This window comes from Streptomyces sp. NPDC101160, assembly GCF_044768205.1.
In the GTDB taxonomy this organism is placed as follows: domain Bacteria; phylum Actinomycetota; class Actinomycetes; order Streptomycetales; family Streptomycetaceae; genus Streptomyces.
In genome coordinates this window covers 390,707-406,091 of the sequence record NZ_JBIWPJ010000006.1, presented here as the reverse complement: position 1 = coordinate 406,091, position 15,385 = coordinate 390,707, and the positions used below count along the sequence as shown (strand labels likewise).

Here is a 15,385-nt window from a genome sequence, read left to right as displayed (position 1 = left end):
GCAGGGAACTGTGGCTGGCGCCGGGACGGGACGGGGGCGGGACGTGACGAAGCGGACCGCCGAGTCCCCCCGGGCGTCCGTTAGCGTAGTGGTTCCGCGGCACCGAAGGGGATCAGGGTACGTTGAGCAATTCCGCCGACTCTCCCGAACGGCCGGGCCGAAGCCTCAGGTGGCGCCCGGTCCGGGTGCTGACCGCTGCCGTCTTCGCCCTCGCCGGACTGATCTTCGTGACCAGCTTCCTCGCCGCGAAGGGCACCAACCTCCGCACCGACGCCTCGCTGCTCCGGCTCTCCGACCTGATCGAGGAGCGCAGCCACAAGAACGCCGTGCTCGACGAGAACGCCGCCGGCCTGCGCCACCAGGTCGACACCCTCGCCGCCCGCGACGACGGCTCCACCAAGGCCCAGGACGCGCGCCTGCGCGCCCTGGAGAACGCCGCCGGCACCACCGAGACCTCCGGCCCCGGCCTCAGCGTCACCCTCAACGACGCCCCGCCGAACGCCCAGGCCGCCCCGGGCTACCCCGAGCCGCAGGCCAACGACCTGGTCATCCACCAGCAGGACCTCCAGGCAGTCGTCAACGCCCTGTGGCTGGGCGGCGCCAAGGGCATCAAGGTCATGGACCAGCGGCTCATCTCCACCAGCGCCGTGCGCTGCGTCGGCAACACCCTGATCCTCCAGGGCCGCGTCTACTCGCCGCCCTACAAGATCACCGCTGTCGGTGACCGCGACAAGCTGAACAAGGCCCTCGCCGACTCCCCCGCGATCCAGAACTACCGGCTCTACGTGAAGGCGTACGGGCTCGGCTGGAAAGTCGACGAGCACAAGGCGGTGACTCTTCCCGGCTACTCCGGCACAGTGGACCTCCACTACGCGAAGCCGGTGAGCTGACCGGTGGGCTGACCGGGGGGAGCCGATCCGGTGACGGTGCGACTGGTCGTACGGACCCTCAGCGAGCTGTGCATCACCGCCGGAGCCCTGATCGTCCTCTTCGTCGCGTACGTCACGTACTGGACCGGCGTCCAGGCCGACGCCGCCGTCGCCGGACAGCTCGACACCCTCCAGCAGGAATGGGTGGCCCGCCCCGTCGACCCCGCGCCGGCCCCGCCCCAGGAGGGCCGGGCCCGGGAGGCCGCGCCCGAGCCGTACACCGCCGGCAAGGGCATCGCCGTCATGTACGTGCCCCGGCTCGGCGCGGACTGGGAGTGGCCCGTCCTGGAGGGCACCGGAACGGGCATCCTGAAGAAGGGCCTCGGCCACTACGCCGGCACCGCCCGCCTCGGCGCCACCGGAAACTTCTCCGTCGCCGGCCACCGCCGCACCTACGGCGACCCCTTCAAGGACTTCCCCCGGCTGCGCCCCGGCGACGCCGTCGTCCTCAACGACGGGACGACCTGGTACACGTACCGCATCGACCGCGCGCCCTACCGGACCGTCCCCACCGACACCGGCGTCATCGACCCCGTACCGCGCAAGTCGCCCTTCCGGAGCCCGGGCCGCTATCTCACCCTCACCACCTGCGACCCGGAGTGGGGCAGTAGCCACCGGCTGATCGTCTGGGGCCACCTGGACGCCACCCGGCCCGTCACGGCCGGTCGTCCACAGGGTTTGGACAGCTGACCCCTGACCGCCGCTCCGACCCGTACTCTGGTCCCCGTAACGAACGGAAGGGGCTGCGGACGTCATGTACGGATGGATCTGGCGGCATCTGCCGGGCAACGCCTGGGTGCGGGCGCTGATCTCGGTCGTGCTGGTCCTCGCGGTCGTCTACGTCCTCTTCCAGTATGTGTTCCCCTGGGCGGAGCCGCTGCTTCCGTTCAACGATGTGACGGTGGACGGCCAGTGAGCGCGCGAATTCTCGTCGTCGACAACTACGACAGCTTCGTCTTCAACCTCGTTCAGTACCTCTACCAGCTCGGTGCCGAGTGCGAAGTGCTCCGCAACGACGAGGTGGAGCTCTCGCACGCGCAGGACGGCTTCGACGGCGTGCTGCTGTCGCCCGGCCCCGGCGCGCCCGAGCAGGCCGGCGTGTGCGTCGACATGGTGCGCCACTGCGCCGCGACCGGGGTGCCGGTCTTCGGCGTGTGCCTCGGCATGCAGTCGATGGCCGTCGCGTACGGCGGGGTCGTCGACCGCGCCCCCGAGCTGCTGCACGGCAAGACCTCCCCGGTCACGCACGAGGGCAAGGGCGTCTTCGCGGGCCTCCCGTCGCCGTTCACCGCGACCCGCTACCACTCGCTGGCCGCCGAGCCCGCCGCGCTGCCGGCCGAGCTGGAGGTCACGGCGCGCACCGAGGACGGCATCATCATGGGGCTGCGCCACCGTGAACTGCCGGTCGAGGGCGTGCAGTTCCACCCCGAGTCGGTGCTCACCGAGCACGGCCACCTGATGCTCGCCAACTGGCTGGTGGAGTGCGGCGACAAGGGAGCGGTCGCGCGGTCCGCGGGGCTCGCCCCGGTGGTGGGCAAGGCCGTCGCGTGACGGCCGGGTCGCCGTGGTTCCGGGCGACGCCGCCCGGACCGGAAGGCGAGCCCGGCCCCGTACCGCCGCCACAGCCGCCGTACGAGGCGGAGACGGCCGTCTACGGGGCGATACCGGCCCCCGGCGACTACGGGGCCACTGAGCCGCCCCGGGCGCCCCAGGAGGCCTACCAGGCCCCGTACGAGGCCACGGCCTACGCGACCCCGACGTACGAGGCGTCGCACGAGCCCTCGGCGTACCAGGCGCCCTCGTACGAGACGCCGCCTTACGAGGCGCAGCACCAGACGTCCCCGTACCGGACACCGTCGTACGAGACGTCGTACGGGACCTCTTCGTACGAGCCCGTCGCCGACGAGGAGCCTCCCGCGCCGGCCACCGAGCCGCTCCCCGATCCGCTGCCCGGGCCCGGGCGGGCCGAGCGCCGCCGCGCCGCCCGGCGCAAGGGCCGCGGCGCACCCGAGCCTGCCCCCGCCGCCGCGGCCGTCGCGGACGGGCAGCCCGCCCGGCCGCTCTCCCGGGTGGAGGCCCGGCGCGCCGCCCGCGCCGCCAAGGAGTCCTTCGGCGTCGTCCTCAGCCGGGGCGTCGGCGAGCTCTTCATCACCTTCGGCGTCGTCATGCTCCTGTTCGTCACCTACCAGTTGTGGTGGACGAACGTCCGCGCCGGACTGGAGACCGACGAGGCGAAGAGGCAGATCGAGAACTCCTTCGACCAGGGCGGCGAGCAGGCGGGGGCCTTCGAACCCGGCAAGGGCTTCGCCATCATGTACATCCCCAAGCTGGACGTCGTCGTCCCCATCGCCGAGGGCATCGGCAAGACGGAGGTCCTCGACAAGGGCATGGTCGGCCACTACGGCGAGGGCAGGCTGAAGACCGCCATGCCCGCCGACAAGCAGGGCAACTTCGCCGTCGCCGGCCACCGCAACACCCATGGCGAGCCGTTCCGTTACATCAACCGGCTCCAGCCGGGCGACCCGATCGTCGTCGAGACCCGCGACGCCTACTACACGTACGAGATGACGAGCACGCTGCCGCAGACCTCGCCGTCGAACGTCACGGTCATCGAGCCCGTGCCGAAGCAGTCCGGCTTCAAGGGACCCGGCCGCTACATCACCCTCACCACCTGCACGCCCGAGTTCACGAGCACCTACCGCTTGATCGTGTGGGGCAAGATGGTCGAGGAACGCCCGCGCAGCAAGGGGAAACCGGCCGCGCTCACAGGCTGACCCCTCACACTCAGGCTCAGGCTCAGGTCATTCAGGACGGGACGACGCAGTGGCACGTGCGCGCAACCGGATCGCCGGGATCATCAGCGTCTTCGGTGAACTCCTCATCACCGCCGGCCTGGTGCTCGGCCTCTTCGTCGTCTACTCCCTGTGGTGGACCAACGTCGTCGCCGACCGCGCCGCCGACAAGGAAGGCGACCAGGTCCGCGACCACTGGGCCGCCTCCGGCCCCGGCGCGCTCGACACCAAGGACGGCATCGGCTTCCTGCACGTGCCCGCCATGGGCGCCGGCGAGGTCCTCGTCAAGAAGGGCACCGGCACCGACGTCCTCAACGGTGGTGTCGCCGGCTACTACACCGACCCGGTCAAGGCCGCCCTCCCGCAGGACAAGCAGGGCAACTTCACGCTCGCCGCGCACCGCGACGGCCACGGCGCGAAGTTCCACAACATACACAAGCTGAGGACCGGCGACCCGATCGTCTTCGAGTCCAAGGACACCTGGTACGTCTACAAGGTCTACAAGATCCTCCCGGAGACCACGAAGTACAACGTGGACGTCCTCAAGGCCGTCCCGGAGGAGTCCGGCAAGCACAAGCCGGGCCGCTACATCACCCTGACGACCTGCACCCCGATGTACACCTCCGACTACCGCTACATCGTCTGGGGCGAACTGGTCCGCACCCAGAAGGTCGACGCGGCGCGCACGCCGCCGGCCGAGCTGCGGTAACCACCGCGCGGCACGAAGTAAGCCCCGGCATCCATGGATGCCGGGGCTTACTTCACGAACGGGGGTGCGTCAGCCGGAGCGGGCTCCTACTGGCCGAACCAGCCTCCGCCGCCCTTCTCCGTCTTCACGTTGACCGCCTGGTTCGGCTGGCCCTGCGTGCCGGGCTGCGGGTCCTGCTCCTTGACCTTGGCGTCGCCGCCGTTGGGGCCGTCGACGCTGCCGAGCTGGTAGCCGAACGCGGCGAGCGTGGCGCGGGCCTGGTCCAGGGTCATGCCGGTGATCGGCGGGACCGGCTGCCCGGTCGGCTGCTGCGGGCCCTTGGAGACCTTCAGCGTGATCTGGACGTCCTTCGGCTGGGCCGTGTTGCCCTTGGGGGTCTGGTCGATGACCGTGCCCTGGGGCTGGTCCGAGTCGACGTCCTGCCGGGCGATGTTGCTGAAGCCGAGCGTCTGGAGCTGCTGGACGGCCACGTCGTAGCTGCGGCTGGTGACGTCCGGCAGGTTCGACTTCTGCTTCTTCGCCACGGTGATCGTGACCTTGGAGTTCTTCTCCGCCTGCGAGCCGCCCTCCGGGCTCTGGCGCAGCACCGTGCCCGGGTCCTTGTCGGACTCCTCCTCCTCGACGGCGACCTGGAAGCCCTTGCCGCGCAGGGTGTCCTCGGCGCGCGACTGGGACTGCTCGACGACGTCCGGGACCTCGATCTGCGGCGCGCCCTCCGAGACCACGACGGAGATCGTGTCACCGACGTTCATCTTCGCGTCCGCCGCGTACACGGGGTTCTGGCTGCAGATCGCGCCCTTGGGCTGGTCGCAGCGCTCGCTGCCGCTCTGCTCGACCTTGACCTGCGAGTTCGTTGCGAGGCCCTGGGCCTCCTTGAACGACTTGCCGACGAGCAGCGGTACGGGCACCTGGTCCGCGTTGTCGTTGGTGGAGGTCAGCGAACGGCCGATGAGGATCGCGCCGACGAGCACCAGGAGGCCGGCGACGGCCAGCAGTATGGTCGAGGTGTTCGACTTCTTCTGGCGGTTCTGGCGGCGGCCGCCCGCGCGGTCGTCGTAGCCGTAGCCGCCGTTGTCGGGGTTCATGGGCGGCAGCATCGTGGTCTGCGCGCCCGCCGGCTCCGCCGGGCGCAGCGCCGTCGTCGGCTGGTCGTCCGGGTAGCCGCCGTAACCGCCGCCGTAGCCGACCGCGCCCATCGCGGCGGTCGCCGCGACCGGCTGGCCGTCCAGGCACGCCTCGATGTCCGCGCGCATCTCGTCGGCGGACTGGTAGCGGTAGTCGGGGTCCTTGACCAGCGCCTTCAGGACGATGGCGTCCATCTCGGGCGTGATCTCGGGGTCGTAGACGCTCGGCGGCTGCGGCTCCTCGCGCACGTGCTGGTACGCGACGGCGACCGGCGAGTCGCCGACGAACGGCGGCCGCACGGTCAGCAGCTCGTAGAGCAGACAGCCGGTGGAGTAGAGGTCGGAGCGGGCGTCGACCTGCTCGCCCTTGGCCTGCTCCGGGGAGAGGTACTGGGCCGTGCCGATCACCGCGGCCGTCTGCGTCATGGTCATGCCCGCGTCGCCCATGGCGCGCGCGATGCCGAAGTCCATGACCTTGACCTGGCCGGTGCGGGTCAGCATGACGTTCGCCGGCTTGATGTCGCGGTGCACGATCCCGGCGCGGTGCGAGTACTCGAGCGCCTGGAGGATGCCGACGGTCATCTCCAGCGTGCGCTCGGGCAGCAGCTTGCGCCCGGAGTGCAGCAGCTCGCGCAGCGTGGACCCGTCGACGTACTCCATCACGATGTACGGAATGGAGACGCCGCCCGCTCCGGCGGCGCCGTCGTACACCATGTCTTCGCCGGTGTCGTAGACCGCGACGATCGCGGGGTGGTTCAGGGAGGCGGCCGACTGGGCCTCACGGCGGAACCGGGCCTGGAAGGACGGGTCACGGGCGAGGTCGGCCCGCAGCGTCTTCACGGCGACGGTGCGGCCGAGCCGGGTGTCGTGCGCGAGGTAGACCTCGGCCATGCCACCACGGCCGAGCACCGAGCCCAGCTCGTACCGGCCGCCGAGGCGACGCGGCTCTTCCATAGCTACTCCAGCCCTCTCCGTCTGTCCCGACCGCACCCGTGTGTGGTCCGGCGGTGTGCTGTTCGCGCATACGCTACCGGCCGCGAGGAGACGCTTCGCCCGCCGACCGCCACCTGATACCCGACCGGTACACGGACCCGAGCGGCCCGGAACCGCTCCGGAACGCTCCCTTCCCAGGTCGCGGGCCGGGCTCCGGCCGCGGGCGTGGTATCGGTCACGGTTCCGTCCGTTTCCGTCCGGTCTGCCCGGTTCTGTCGGATTTCGACTCGGACTTCGGCCGGGCTCAGCTCCGGCTCTTGAGCACCGCCTTCATCACGGCCTTGGCGATCGGCGCCGCCAGGCCGCCACCGCTGATGTCCTCGCGGTCGATACCGGCCGAGTCCTCGACGATCACGGCCACCGCGACCGGCGAACCCTGGTCGGTCCTCGCGTACGAGATGAACCACGCGTACGGGCGCTTCGAGTTCTTCTCGCCGTGCTGCGCCGTACCCGTCTTGCCGCCGACCTTCACGCCGCCGCCGAGGGCCGCGTTCTGACCGGTGCCGTTCTCGACGACGTTCTCCATCATCGCCTGGAGCTGCTGCGCGGTCTTCTGCGAGATCGGGCGGCTGAGCTCCTCCGGCTCCGTCTTCTTGATGACGTCGAGGTTCGGCGCCCGCAGCTCGTCGATCATGTACGGCTTCATCAGCTTGCCGTCGTTGGCGATCGCGGCCGTCACCATCGCCATCTGCAGCGGCGTCGTCGCGGTGTTGAACTGACCGATCGAGGAGAGCGCGTTGCCACCGCGGTCGGCGTTCTTGTCGTAGACCGAGGCGACGGCGCGGACCGGCACGAACTGCTCGGAGTTGAAGCCGAACTTCTGCGCCATCTCGAGCATCTTGTCGCGGCCGACGTCGTCACCGAGCTTCGCGAACACCGAGTTGCAGGAGATCCGCAGCGCCTCGTTGAGGCTGGCGTTGGCGCAGCCGGAGGCGTGGTTCTTCATCGGCATCGTCGAGAGCGGGATCTTCCAGCCCTCGGGGGTGTCCGTCGGCGCGTTGATGTCGGTGATCTTGCCGCTCTCCAGCGCCGCCGCGGCCGTGACGACCTTGAAGACGGAGCCGGGCGGGTAGATCTCGCGCAGCGCGCGGTTCAGCTTCGGCTTTTCCTTGTCCTTCTCCAGGGCGTTCCACGCCTCGGAGTCCTTGTTGTGGTAGCCGGCGAAGGAACCCGGGTCGTACGACGGGGTGGAGGCGAGCGCCAGGATCTTGCCTGTCGACGGCTCGATCGCCACGACGGCGCCCGTCTTCGAACCGAGCCCCTTGAACGCGGCCTTCTGCGCCTCCCCGCTCAGGGTGGTGACGACGTCGCCGCCCTTCTTCTTCTCGCCCGTGAACATGGCGAGCGTGCGGTCGAAGAACAGCCGGTCGTCGTTGCCGGTGAGGATCCCGTCCTCGATCTTCTCGATCTGGCTGGCGTCGAACGCCTGCGAGGCGTAACCCGTCACCGGCGCCCACATGGGGCCGTCGACGTACGTCCGCTTGAACGCGTAGAAGTCGTCACCGGAGTCGACCGAGCCGGTGATCGGCTTGCCGTCGACGATGATGTTGCCCCGCGCGTTGGAGTAGCGCTCGATCGTCACCCGCTTGTTCTTCGGGTTGGCGTTCAACTCTTCGGCGCGGGCGAACTGCAGCCAGTTGTCCCGCAGCAGCAGGGCGAGGACCAGCAGGCCGCAGAAGATCGCGACCCGGCGCAGCGGCTTGTTCACGGACGGACCACCTGCGTCATCTCGGCGTCGGGGTTCGGGGCGGGGGAGGGCGCGGGACGGCGCGCGGTGTCGCTGATGCGGATCAGGATGCCGATCAGTGCCCAGTTGGCGATCACGGACGAACCACCGTAGGCGAGGAACGGCATCGTCATACCGGTCAGCGGGATCAGGCCCATCACACCGCCGGCCACGACGAAGATCTGCAGCGCGAACGCGCCGGACAGACCCATCGCCAGGAGCTTTCCGAACGGGTCGCGGGCGGCGAGGGCGGTGCGCACACCGCGCTCGATGATCAGCCCGTAGAAGAGCAGGAAGACCATGACACCGGTGAGACCGAGCTCCTCGCCGACGGTGGCGAAGATGAAGTCGGAGTTCGCGGCGAAGCCGACCAGGTCGGAGTTGCCCTGGCCGAGGCCGGTGCCGAGGATGCCGCCGGAGCCGAACGACATCAGCACCTGCGTCATCTGGTCACAGGCGGCGGCCATGTTCGATCCCTCGGGCGCCGTCTTCAGACACTCGAACGGGTCGAGCCACGCGGCCACACGGGACTGCACGTGGCTCGCCGTGGAACCGACGACGACCGCGCCCGCGGTCGACATCAGCAGACCCATCACGACCCAGCTGGTCCGCTCCGTCGCCACGTACAGCATGATCACGAACATGCCGAAGAACAGCAGCGACGTGCCGAGGTCGTTCTCGAAGACCAGGATGAGCAGGCTGATCGCCCAGATCGTCAGGATCGGGCCCAGGTCACGGCCGCGCGGCAGGTAGAGCCCCATGAACCGGCGGCTGGCGAGGGCCAGCGCGTCTCTCTTCACCATCAGATAGCCGGAGAAGAACACGGCCAGGACCAGCTTGGCGAACTCACCGGGCTGGATGGAGAAGCCGGCGACATTGATCCAGATCTTGGCACCGAAGACGTCCGCGCCGAGGCCGGGCACGAGCGGCAGGAGCAGCAGGACGAGCGCGGCGGCCATGGAGATGTACGTGTAGCGCTGCAGCACCCGGTGGTCCTTCAGCAGCAGCAGTACGCCCACGAACATCGCGATGCCGATCGCCGAGTACATCATCTGGTTCGGCGCGTCGGGGCTGAAGGTCTTGTACCGGGCGATGATCCGCGGCGACTGGTCGAGCCGCCAGATCAGCACCAGGCCCAGCCCGTTGAGCAGCGTCGCCAGCGGCAGCAGCAGCGGGTCCGCGTACGGCGCCCACTTGCGCACCACGAGATGCGCGACGCCCGCGAGCAGGGTCAGGCCGGCCCCGTACCCGAGCATGCCCGGCGGCACCTTGCCGTCGATCGCCAGACCGACGTTGAGGTACGCGAACACCGGGATGGCGACGGCGAACGCGAGCAGCGCCAGCTCGGTGTTGCGACGGCTCGGCGCCTCGATGGCGCCGATGGTGGTCGTGTTGGTGACAACGCTCATGGTGGTGAAAGGCCCCCTACGGGTCTGCTTACTGCTTGCCGCAGTTCGAGGCCAGCTTCTGCTCCTCCGCGGACAGGGTCGGTCCGGGCGACGGCGCGGCCGTGGTCGGCTTCTTGTTCGGCGCCGCGGCGCCGTCGGTCGGCGGCGGGTTGCTCGCCTTGTCCGCGGCCTCCGCGGCCGCCTTGTGACGCTGCTCGGTCTTCTTGCACGCCGACGCCTGCAGCCCCAGCTCGGCGATCTTCGTCTGCGCCTTGTCGAGGCTGCCGCCCGCGATGGTGTCCTCGACCTGCTTGCGCTGGTACGCCGGCAGGTACTTGAGTTCGATCTCGGGGTGGTCGGTCTCGACCTCCGAGAGCTTCACCCACGCCAGGTCCTGGCTGATGCCCCGGTACAGCGCCACGTGCTCGTCCTTCGAGCCCACGTAGTACTGCGTCTGCGTCCAGCGGTAGCCGCCGTAACAGCCGCCGCCGACGACGGCGAGGGCCAGCACCAGGAAGAAGGAGCGCTTCAGCCACTTCCGGCCCGCCGAACGCGGCTTCACGAAGTCGTCGTCCGTGTACGCGTCGAAGGAGCCCCGCGGCGGCATCCCGCCGTACCCGTAGCCGTGGTCCTCGCCGCTGCCGGGCGGGCCGAAGCTGCCGGCCGGCGGCTGCTGGTGCGGCGCCGGCCGGCCGAGGCCGGAGGCCCGGCCCGCGGGCGTGTGCATGGCGCCGCCGTCATGCAGCTGCGGCTGGTTCTCGGCGACCGCGCCCACGATCACCGGGGTGTCGCTGATGTGACCGGCGAGGGTGTCACCGCCGTCGACGTCGAGGACGTCGGCGATGATCACCGTGATGTTGTCCGGGCCGCCGCCGCGCAGCGCGAGCTGGATCAGCTCCTGCACGGTCTCCTGCGGGCCCTGGTAGCTGGCGAGGGTCTCCTCGAGCGTCTGGTGCGAGACGACCCCCGACAGGCCGTCGGAGCAGACCAGATAGCGGTCGCCCGCCCGCACCTCGCGGATGGAGAGGTCCGGCTCGACGTAGTCGCCGCTGCCGAGCGCCCGCATCAGCAGCGAACGCTGCGGATGGGTGGTCGCCTCCTCCTCGGTGATCCGGCCCTCGTCGACGAGCCGCTGCACCCAGGTGTGGTCCTGCGTGATCTGCGTCAGCACACCGTCGCGCAGCAGATAGGCGCGGGAGTCGCCCACGTGGACCAGGCCGAGGCGCTGGCCCGTCCACAGCAGGGCGGTGAGCGTGGTGCCCATGCCCTCCAGCTGCGGGTCCTCCTCGACCATCATCCGCAGCTGGTCGTTGGCGCGCTGCACCGCCGTACCCAGCGACGTGAGGATGTCGGAGCCGGGGACGTCGTCGTCGAGCGTCACCAGCGTGGAGATCACCTCCGACGAGGCGACCTCGCCGGCGGCCTGGCCGCCCATGCCGTCGGCGATCGCGAGCAGCCGGGGACCGGCGTAGCCGGAGTCCTCGTTGCCCTCGCGGATCATGCCCTTGTGCGAGCCCGCGGCGAAACGCAGTGAAAGGCTCATGCCCACCTGCCCTGTCGGCGCCGCCTGGGGGTGCCGCCGGTCTCGAGCCACACTGCCCACCCTCCGGTCGCTCCGGTCGGGAGCCCGTACCCGCCCTGGCCCGCTGCCCGGGCTGCCGCGCGGTCCTCGGGGCGGCCCGTCGTGGGGACCGTCCCGGCGCGCCTGCTCCGCTCGCTCATTGTCGTACTACTTCCGCAGCTCGATGACGGTCTTGCCGATGCGGATCGGCGCGCCCAGCGGAATCGGGGTGGCGGTGGTGAGGCGGGTCCGGTCGAGATACGTGCCGTTGGTCGACCCGAGGTCCTCGACGATCCACTGACCGTCCCGGTCCGGGAAGATCCTGGCGTGCCGGCTGGAGGCGTAGTCGTCGTCCAGCACGATCGTCGAGTCGTGGGCCCGGCCCAGCGTGATGGTCTGGCCCTGCAGGGCGACCGTCGTGCCGGTGAGGGTGCCCTCGGAGACGACGAGCTTGGTCGGCGCGCCGCGGCGCTGCCGCCCGCCGGCCGCGCTCGGCTGGCCGCCGCGCTGCTGCGGGGGCGCGGCCTGCTGCCGCCCGCCCTGCTGAGGGCGCGCCTCGGCACGGCGGGAACCCCGCTGGGTGACCCGCGTGCCGAACAGGTCGCTACGAATGACCTGGACGGCCACGATGACGAACAGCCACAGAACGGCCAGGAAACCCAGCCGCATGACCGTCAGGGTCAGCTCTGACATTGCCCCCGCTTCACCCTTCGGCTTGCCGGTAAACGATGGTGGTGCTGCCCACGACGATCCGCGAGCCGTCGCGGAGCGTAGCGCGGGTGGTGTGCTGCCCGTCCACCACGATGCCGTTGGTGGACCCGAGATCCGCGATCGTCGAGGGCGTGCCGGTCCGGATCTCGCAGTGCCGGCGCGAGACGCCGGGATCGTCGATCCTCACGTCCGCGTCGGTGCTGCGGCCGAGGACCAGGGTCGGGCGGGAAATCTGGTGACGCGTGCCGTTGATCTCGATCCAGCGGCGCACCTGGCCCCCGCCGCCCGCGGTGGGCGCCGGCGGACGGTGCGCGGGCATGGCCGGAGCGCCGGGCGGCGGTGCCGCGGGCATCGGCGGAGCGCCGGCCGGAGGATAGCCGTAGCCGCCGCGGGCCGGCTGCTGCGGATGGCCCTGGCCGGGGTGCTGGCCGGGGTGCTGGGGCTGGCCGGTGGGCGGCTGCGGCTGTGACGAACTCGACGCGAGCGTGCGGCTGCGCACCCGGTACAGACCGGTGTCGAGGTCGTCGGCCTTCTCCAGATGGACCTTGATCGGGCCCATGAAGGTGTACCGCTGCTGCTTGGCGTAGTCCCTGACCAGGCCGGCGAGCTCGTCGCCGAGCTGCCCCGAGTAGGGGCTGAGGCGCTCGTAGTCCGGCGCGCTCAGCTCCACGATGAAGTCGTTGGGGACGACGGTCCGCTCGCGGTTCCAGATCGTCGCGTTGTTGTCGCACTCGCGCTGGAGCGCGCCGGCGATCTCGACGGGCTGGACCTCGGACTTGAAGACCTTGGCGAAGGTGCCGTTGACGAGACCTTCGAGTCGCTGCTCGAACCGCTTCAGGACTCCCATGGGGCACCTCCTCCGTCGTTGTCGTCCTGGTACTGCTTACTGATCGTATCCACGCGTCGGGAAATCGGCTGGTTCCCCTTCTCTGCCCTGTGGACGAGTGTCACCTCTCACAGACCTTCCGCCAGGCTTTCCCCACGGATCGTAGAGGCGGCCTGTGGACAGTGTCCCGCACCGGGCGTTGGAGAAGGAGGGTCTGATGCGTCACCTCTCTCACCCTCTTCTCCCATCTCCCCCCCGTCTCCCCCCGTTCTCCCGTCCCATCCCCTTCTCCTGCCCTCCCCTGCCCTCTCCCTGCCTCTGTCCTTGGTCGGTCGGGGCGGGACCGAAACAACGGATGTGAATCCACGGCCTGCGACGTGCTAATCTTCAGATGTCGCCAGGCGAACGAACCGAAAGGGGAGGGAGCCGGGAGACCACCCAATGCGCGGGTGGCGGAATAGGCAGACGCGCTGGATTCAGGTTCCAGTGCCCGAAAGGGCGTGGGGGTTCAACTCCCCCCTCGCGCACCAGACGGAAGCCCCGTAGGTCCAAGACCTACGGGGCTTCCGCGTTGTTGTCGTCCCGCGTGTTCTCGTGCGCGCGCAGTTCGTCGACCTTCGTCGGTGCGGGGAACGACGAAAGAGGAACGCGGAGGGGCCGGGCCGGTGCCTATCGTTCGGGCGTGGAAGCTCGTACGAAGATCCGCGATGTCGTGAACATCCGGGCCGTCAGGTCGTGGCCGGCGGCCGCGTGGCACTGGTTCGTGGTGCCCGGGCACTGGTCGCGCCGCAGGACAGCGGGCGAGCTGGTGCTCGCGGTCGTCATGGCGCTGCTGGCCGCCGGCACGCAGGAACTGCTCGGCGGGGAGGGCTGGAAGACCGCCGTGGTCGCGGTGGCCTCCGCCGTGCTCTCGCTGGTGCGGCGCCGGCTGCCCGCGAGTGTGCTGGTCGTCACGTCGCTCCTCGCACCGTTCATACCGGGCTTCCTGGCGCTGCTGATCCTCATCGGCTGGTCGGCCGGCCGCTACATCGCGGGCGCCGGGCGGGCGCTCGCCGCCTTCTCCACCGCGTACGCGCTGAACGTCGTGGGCACGCTGCTCGAGGCGTGGGACCAGCACCGGATGCTGACGGTGTCGTTCGTCTCGACGCTGTACTTCCTCGGTACGACGCTGGCGCCCGGCCTCGCCCACCGCTACTGGACCCAGCGGCGGACCCTGCTGCACGCGCTGCAGGAGCGCAACGTGCAGCTGCTGCGCGAGCGGGCCATGCTCGTCGGGCAGGCCAGGATGCGGGAACGGCAGCGCATCGCCCAGGACATGCACGACAGCCTCGGCCACCAACTGGCCCTGATCTCCGTGCACACCGGCGCCCTGGAGGTCGACCCGGACCTGACCGACCGTCAGCGACAGGCGGTCGCGGTGCTGCGCAACGCCTCGGTGGACGCCATGCACGAGCTGCGGGAGGTCGTCGGCATCCTGCGCGACGGCGTGGAGGCCCCCGACGACGGCCAGGGCGGCCCGGTCCTGCCGCCCGGCGACGAGACGGGCAAGGCGGCGCGCGGCACCGCCGGCATCGAGGGGCTCGTGACGGCCGCCCGGAACGCCGGGACCACGATCGGCCTGACCCGGCACGGCGAGGCCCGGACGCTCGCGCCGGCCGTCGACCACGCCGCGTACCGGATCGTGCAGGAGGGCCTGACGAACGCGTACAAGTACGCGCCGGGGGCCGCGATCGCCGTCGAGGTGCGCTACGAGCCGGACGCGTTCATCGTCGAGGTCTTCAACGAGGACCCGGCCGAGGAGCCCGTCGGGGTCGTCAGCGGCGGCCAGGGCCTCACCGGACTGCACGAGCGGGCCCGGCTGGTCGGCGGCATGATCCACGCCGGCCCCGCCGACGGCGGCGGCTTCCGGGTCGCCGGCGTGCTGCCGTACGGGGCGGTGGAGGCCGCGCCGTACATGGACCCGTTCGCCGTCCCGGACGACTACAACCCGTACGCGGCGCCCTCCGACAACCCGTACGCGGCTCCTTCCGTCGCGCCTTTCGTCGATGCGGCCGACGACTTCCGGCAGCAGAGGAAGGGGCCCCCGCGCGGCCATCGTGGTCCGGTCGCAGTCGGACCGTCCGACTGGACGGTGAGCGAGCGGGAGCTGGCGATGGCGATGAAGGCAGGCAGGGGTCGGAGCACGGGCGCCGGGATCGCGATCGGCTGCGGGATAGCGGTCGCCGCGGTGGTGCTGCTGATCGTGGCGGCCGGCTTCGGCCTGTTCTTCGGGGTGAAGAACGCGATGAGCGACGGAATGATCGACCAGGGGCAGTACGACGCGGTCACCATCGGCCAGAGCGAGAAGGACGTCCGCGACAGTCTTCCTTCGGGGGACACCATCGCCACCACCGGCCTGCACGGAAAGGGCCCCAAGGAGCCCGAGGGATCCAAGTGCCTGGTGCTGATGAGCGCCGAGATAGGTGACGACCCGGAGGGGGAGCCGGTTTTCCGGTTCTGCTTCAAGGACGGCAAGCTGATCGAGAAGAAGTCGTACGACGTGGTGCGCTAGCGCGGACCGGCGCCGGGGAGCGAGCGGCACTGGCCGACGCCGTGGCCGGCTGCGGGGCGCGGCCGGGCGTACCGG

Annotated in this window: 13 protein-coding genes and 1 tRNA gene; 8 read left to right on the top strand and 6 right to left on the bottom strand. The window is 70.4% G+C overall.

The window, feature by feature from the left end:
- The first annotated feature begins 122 nt into the window (after positions 1-122).
- The 6 genes from ACIRSU_RS21260 to ACIRSU_RS21235 all read left to right on the top strand — a co-directional run bounded on the left by ACIRSU_RS21260 (position 123) and on the right by ACIRSU_RS21235 (position 4,430).
- Entirely contained in the window at positions 123-890 is a 768-nt protein-coding gene (locus ACIRSU_RS21260) for a DUF881 domain-containing protein (RefSeq protein WP_403794283.1), read from the top strand.
- 30 nt (positions 891-920) lie between these two features.
- Positions 921-1,619 (top strand): class E sortase, encoded by a 699-nt coding sequence (locus ACIRSU_RS21255; protein WP_403794281.1) that lies wholly within the window; start codon positions 921-923, stop codon positions 1,617-1,619.
- A 64-nt stretch (positions 1,620-1,683) separates the two neighbouring features.
- Positions 1,684-1,845, top strand: a complete 162-nt coding sequence (locus ACIRSU_RS21250) for a hypothetical protein (RefSeq protein WP_030685828.1) — start codon at positions 1,684-1,686, stop codon at positions 1,843-1,845.
- Positions 1,842-2,480: an aminodeoxychorismate/anthranilate synthase component II gene (locus ACIRSU_RS21245; RefSeq protein WP_403794278.1), complete on the top strand. Its 639-nt coding sequence runs from the start codon at positions 1,842-1,844 to the stop codon at positions 2,478-2,480. Before ACIRSU_RS21250 ends, ACIRSU_RS21245 begins: the two co-directional genes overlap by 4 nt.
- Positions 2,477-3,703, top strand: a complete 1,227-nt coding sequence (locus ACIRSU_RS21240) for a class E sortase (RefSeq protein WP_403794275.1) — start codon at positions 2,477-2,479, stop codon at positions 3,701-3,703. Before ACIRSU_RS21245 ends, ACIRSU_RS21240 begins: the two co-directional genes overlap by 4 nt.
- Before the next feature lie 49 nt (positions 3,704-3,752).
- On the top strand, positions 3,753-4,430 hold the full coding sequence (locus ACIRSU_RS21235) for a class E sortase (protein WP_403794273.1): 678 nt from the start codon (positions 3,753-3,755) through the stop codon (positions 4,428-4,430).
- Positions 4,431-4,516: 86 nt separating this feature from the next.
- Here ACIRSU_RS21235 and pknB read toward each other — a convergent pair whose 3' ends face one another.
- The 6 genes from pknB to ACIRSU_RS21205 form a co-directional block, all read right to left on the bottom strand.
- A complete protein-coding gene (gene pknB, locus ACIRSU_RS21230; protein WP_403794272.1) occupies positions 4,517-6,508 on the bottom strand; it encodes a Stk1 family PASTA domain-containing Ser/Thr kinase in 1,992 nt (663 codons plus the stop codon).
- 283 nt (positions 6,509-6,791) lie between these two features.
- A complete protein-coding gene (locus ACIRSU_RS21225; protein ID WP_403794269.1) occupies positions 6,792-8,255 on the bottom strand; it encodes a penicillin-binding transpeptidase domain-containing protein in 1,464 nt (487 codons plus the stop codon).
- Entirely contained in the window at positions 8,252-9,682 is a 1,431-nt protein-coding gene (locus ACIRSU_RS21220) for an FtsW/RodA/SpoVE family cell cycle protein (RefSeq protein ID WP_403794266.1), read from the bottom strand. The genes ACIRSU_RS21225 and ACIRSU_RS21220 overlap by 4 nt, the downstream gene beginning before the upstream one ends.
- A gap of 28 nt (positions 9,683-9,710) precedes the next feature.
- Positions 9,711-11,204 (bottom strand): Stp1/IreP family PP2C-type Ser/Thr phosphatase, encoded by a 1,494-nt coding sequence (locus ACIRSU_RS21215; RefSeq protein ID WP_403794263.1) that lies wholly within the window; start codon positions 11,202-11,204, stop codon positions 9,711-9,713.
- 186 nt (positions 11,205-11,390) lie between these two features.
- Positions 11,391-11,915, bottom strand: a complete 525-nt coding sequence (locus tag ACIRSU_RS21210) for an FHA domain-containing protein (RefSeq protein WP_403794262.1) — start codon at positions 11,913-11,915, stop codon at positions 11,391-11,393.
- Positions 11,916-11,925: 10 nt separating this feature from the next.
- Positions 11,926-12,780, bottom strand: a complete 855-nt coding sequence (locus ACIRSU_RS21205) for an FhaA domain-containing protein (RefSeq protein ID WP_403794259.1) — start codon at positions 12,778-12,780, stop codon at positions 11,926-11,928.
- 422 nt (positions 12,781-13,202) lie between these two features.
- Between ACIRSU_RS21205 and ACIRSU_RS21200 the strand changes: the two genes are divergently transcribed.
- Positions 13,203-13,289 (top strand) — tRNA-Leu (locus tag ACIRSU_RS21200).
- 182 nt (positions 13,290-13,471) lie between these two features.
- A complete protein-coding gene (locus ACIRSU_RS21195) occupies positions 13,472-15,310 on the top strand; it encodes a histidine kinase (RefSeq protein WP_403794929.1) in 1,839 nt (612 codons plus the stop codon).
- The last annotated feature ends 75 nt before the right edge of the window (positions 15,311-15,385 follow it).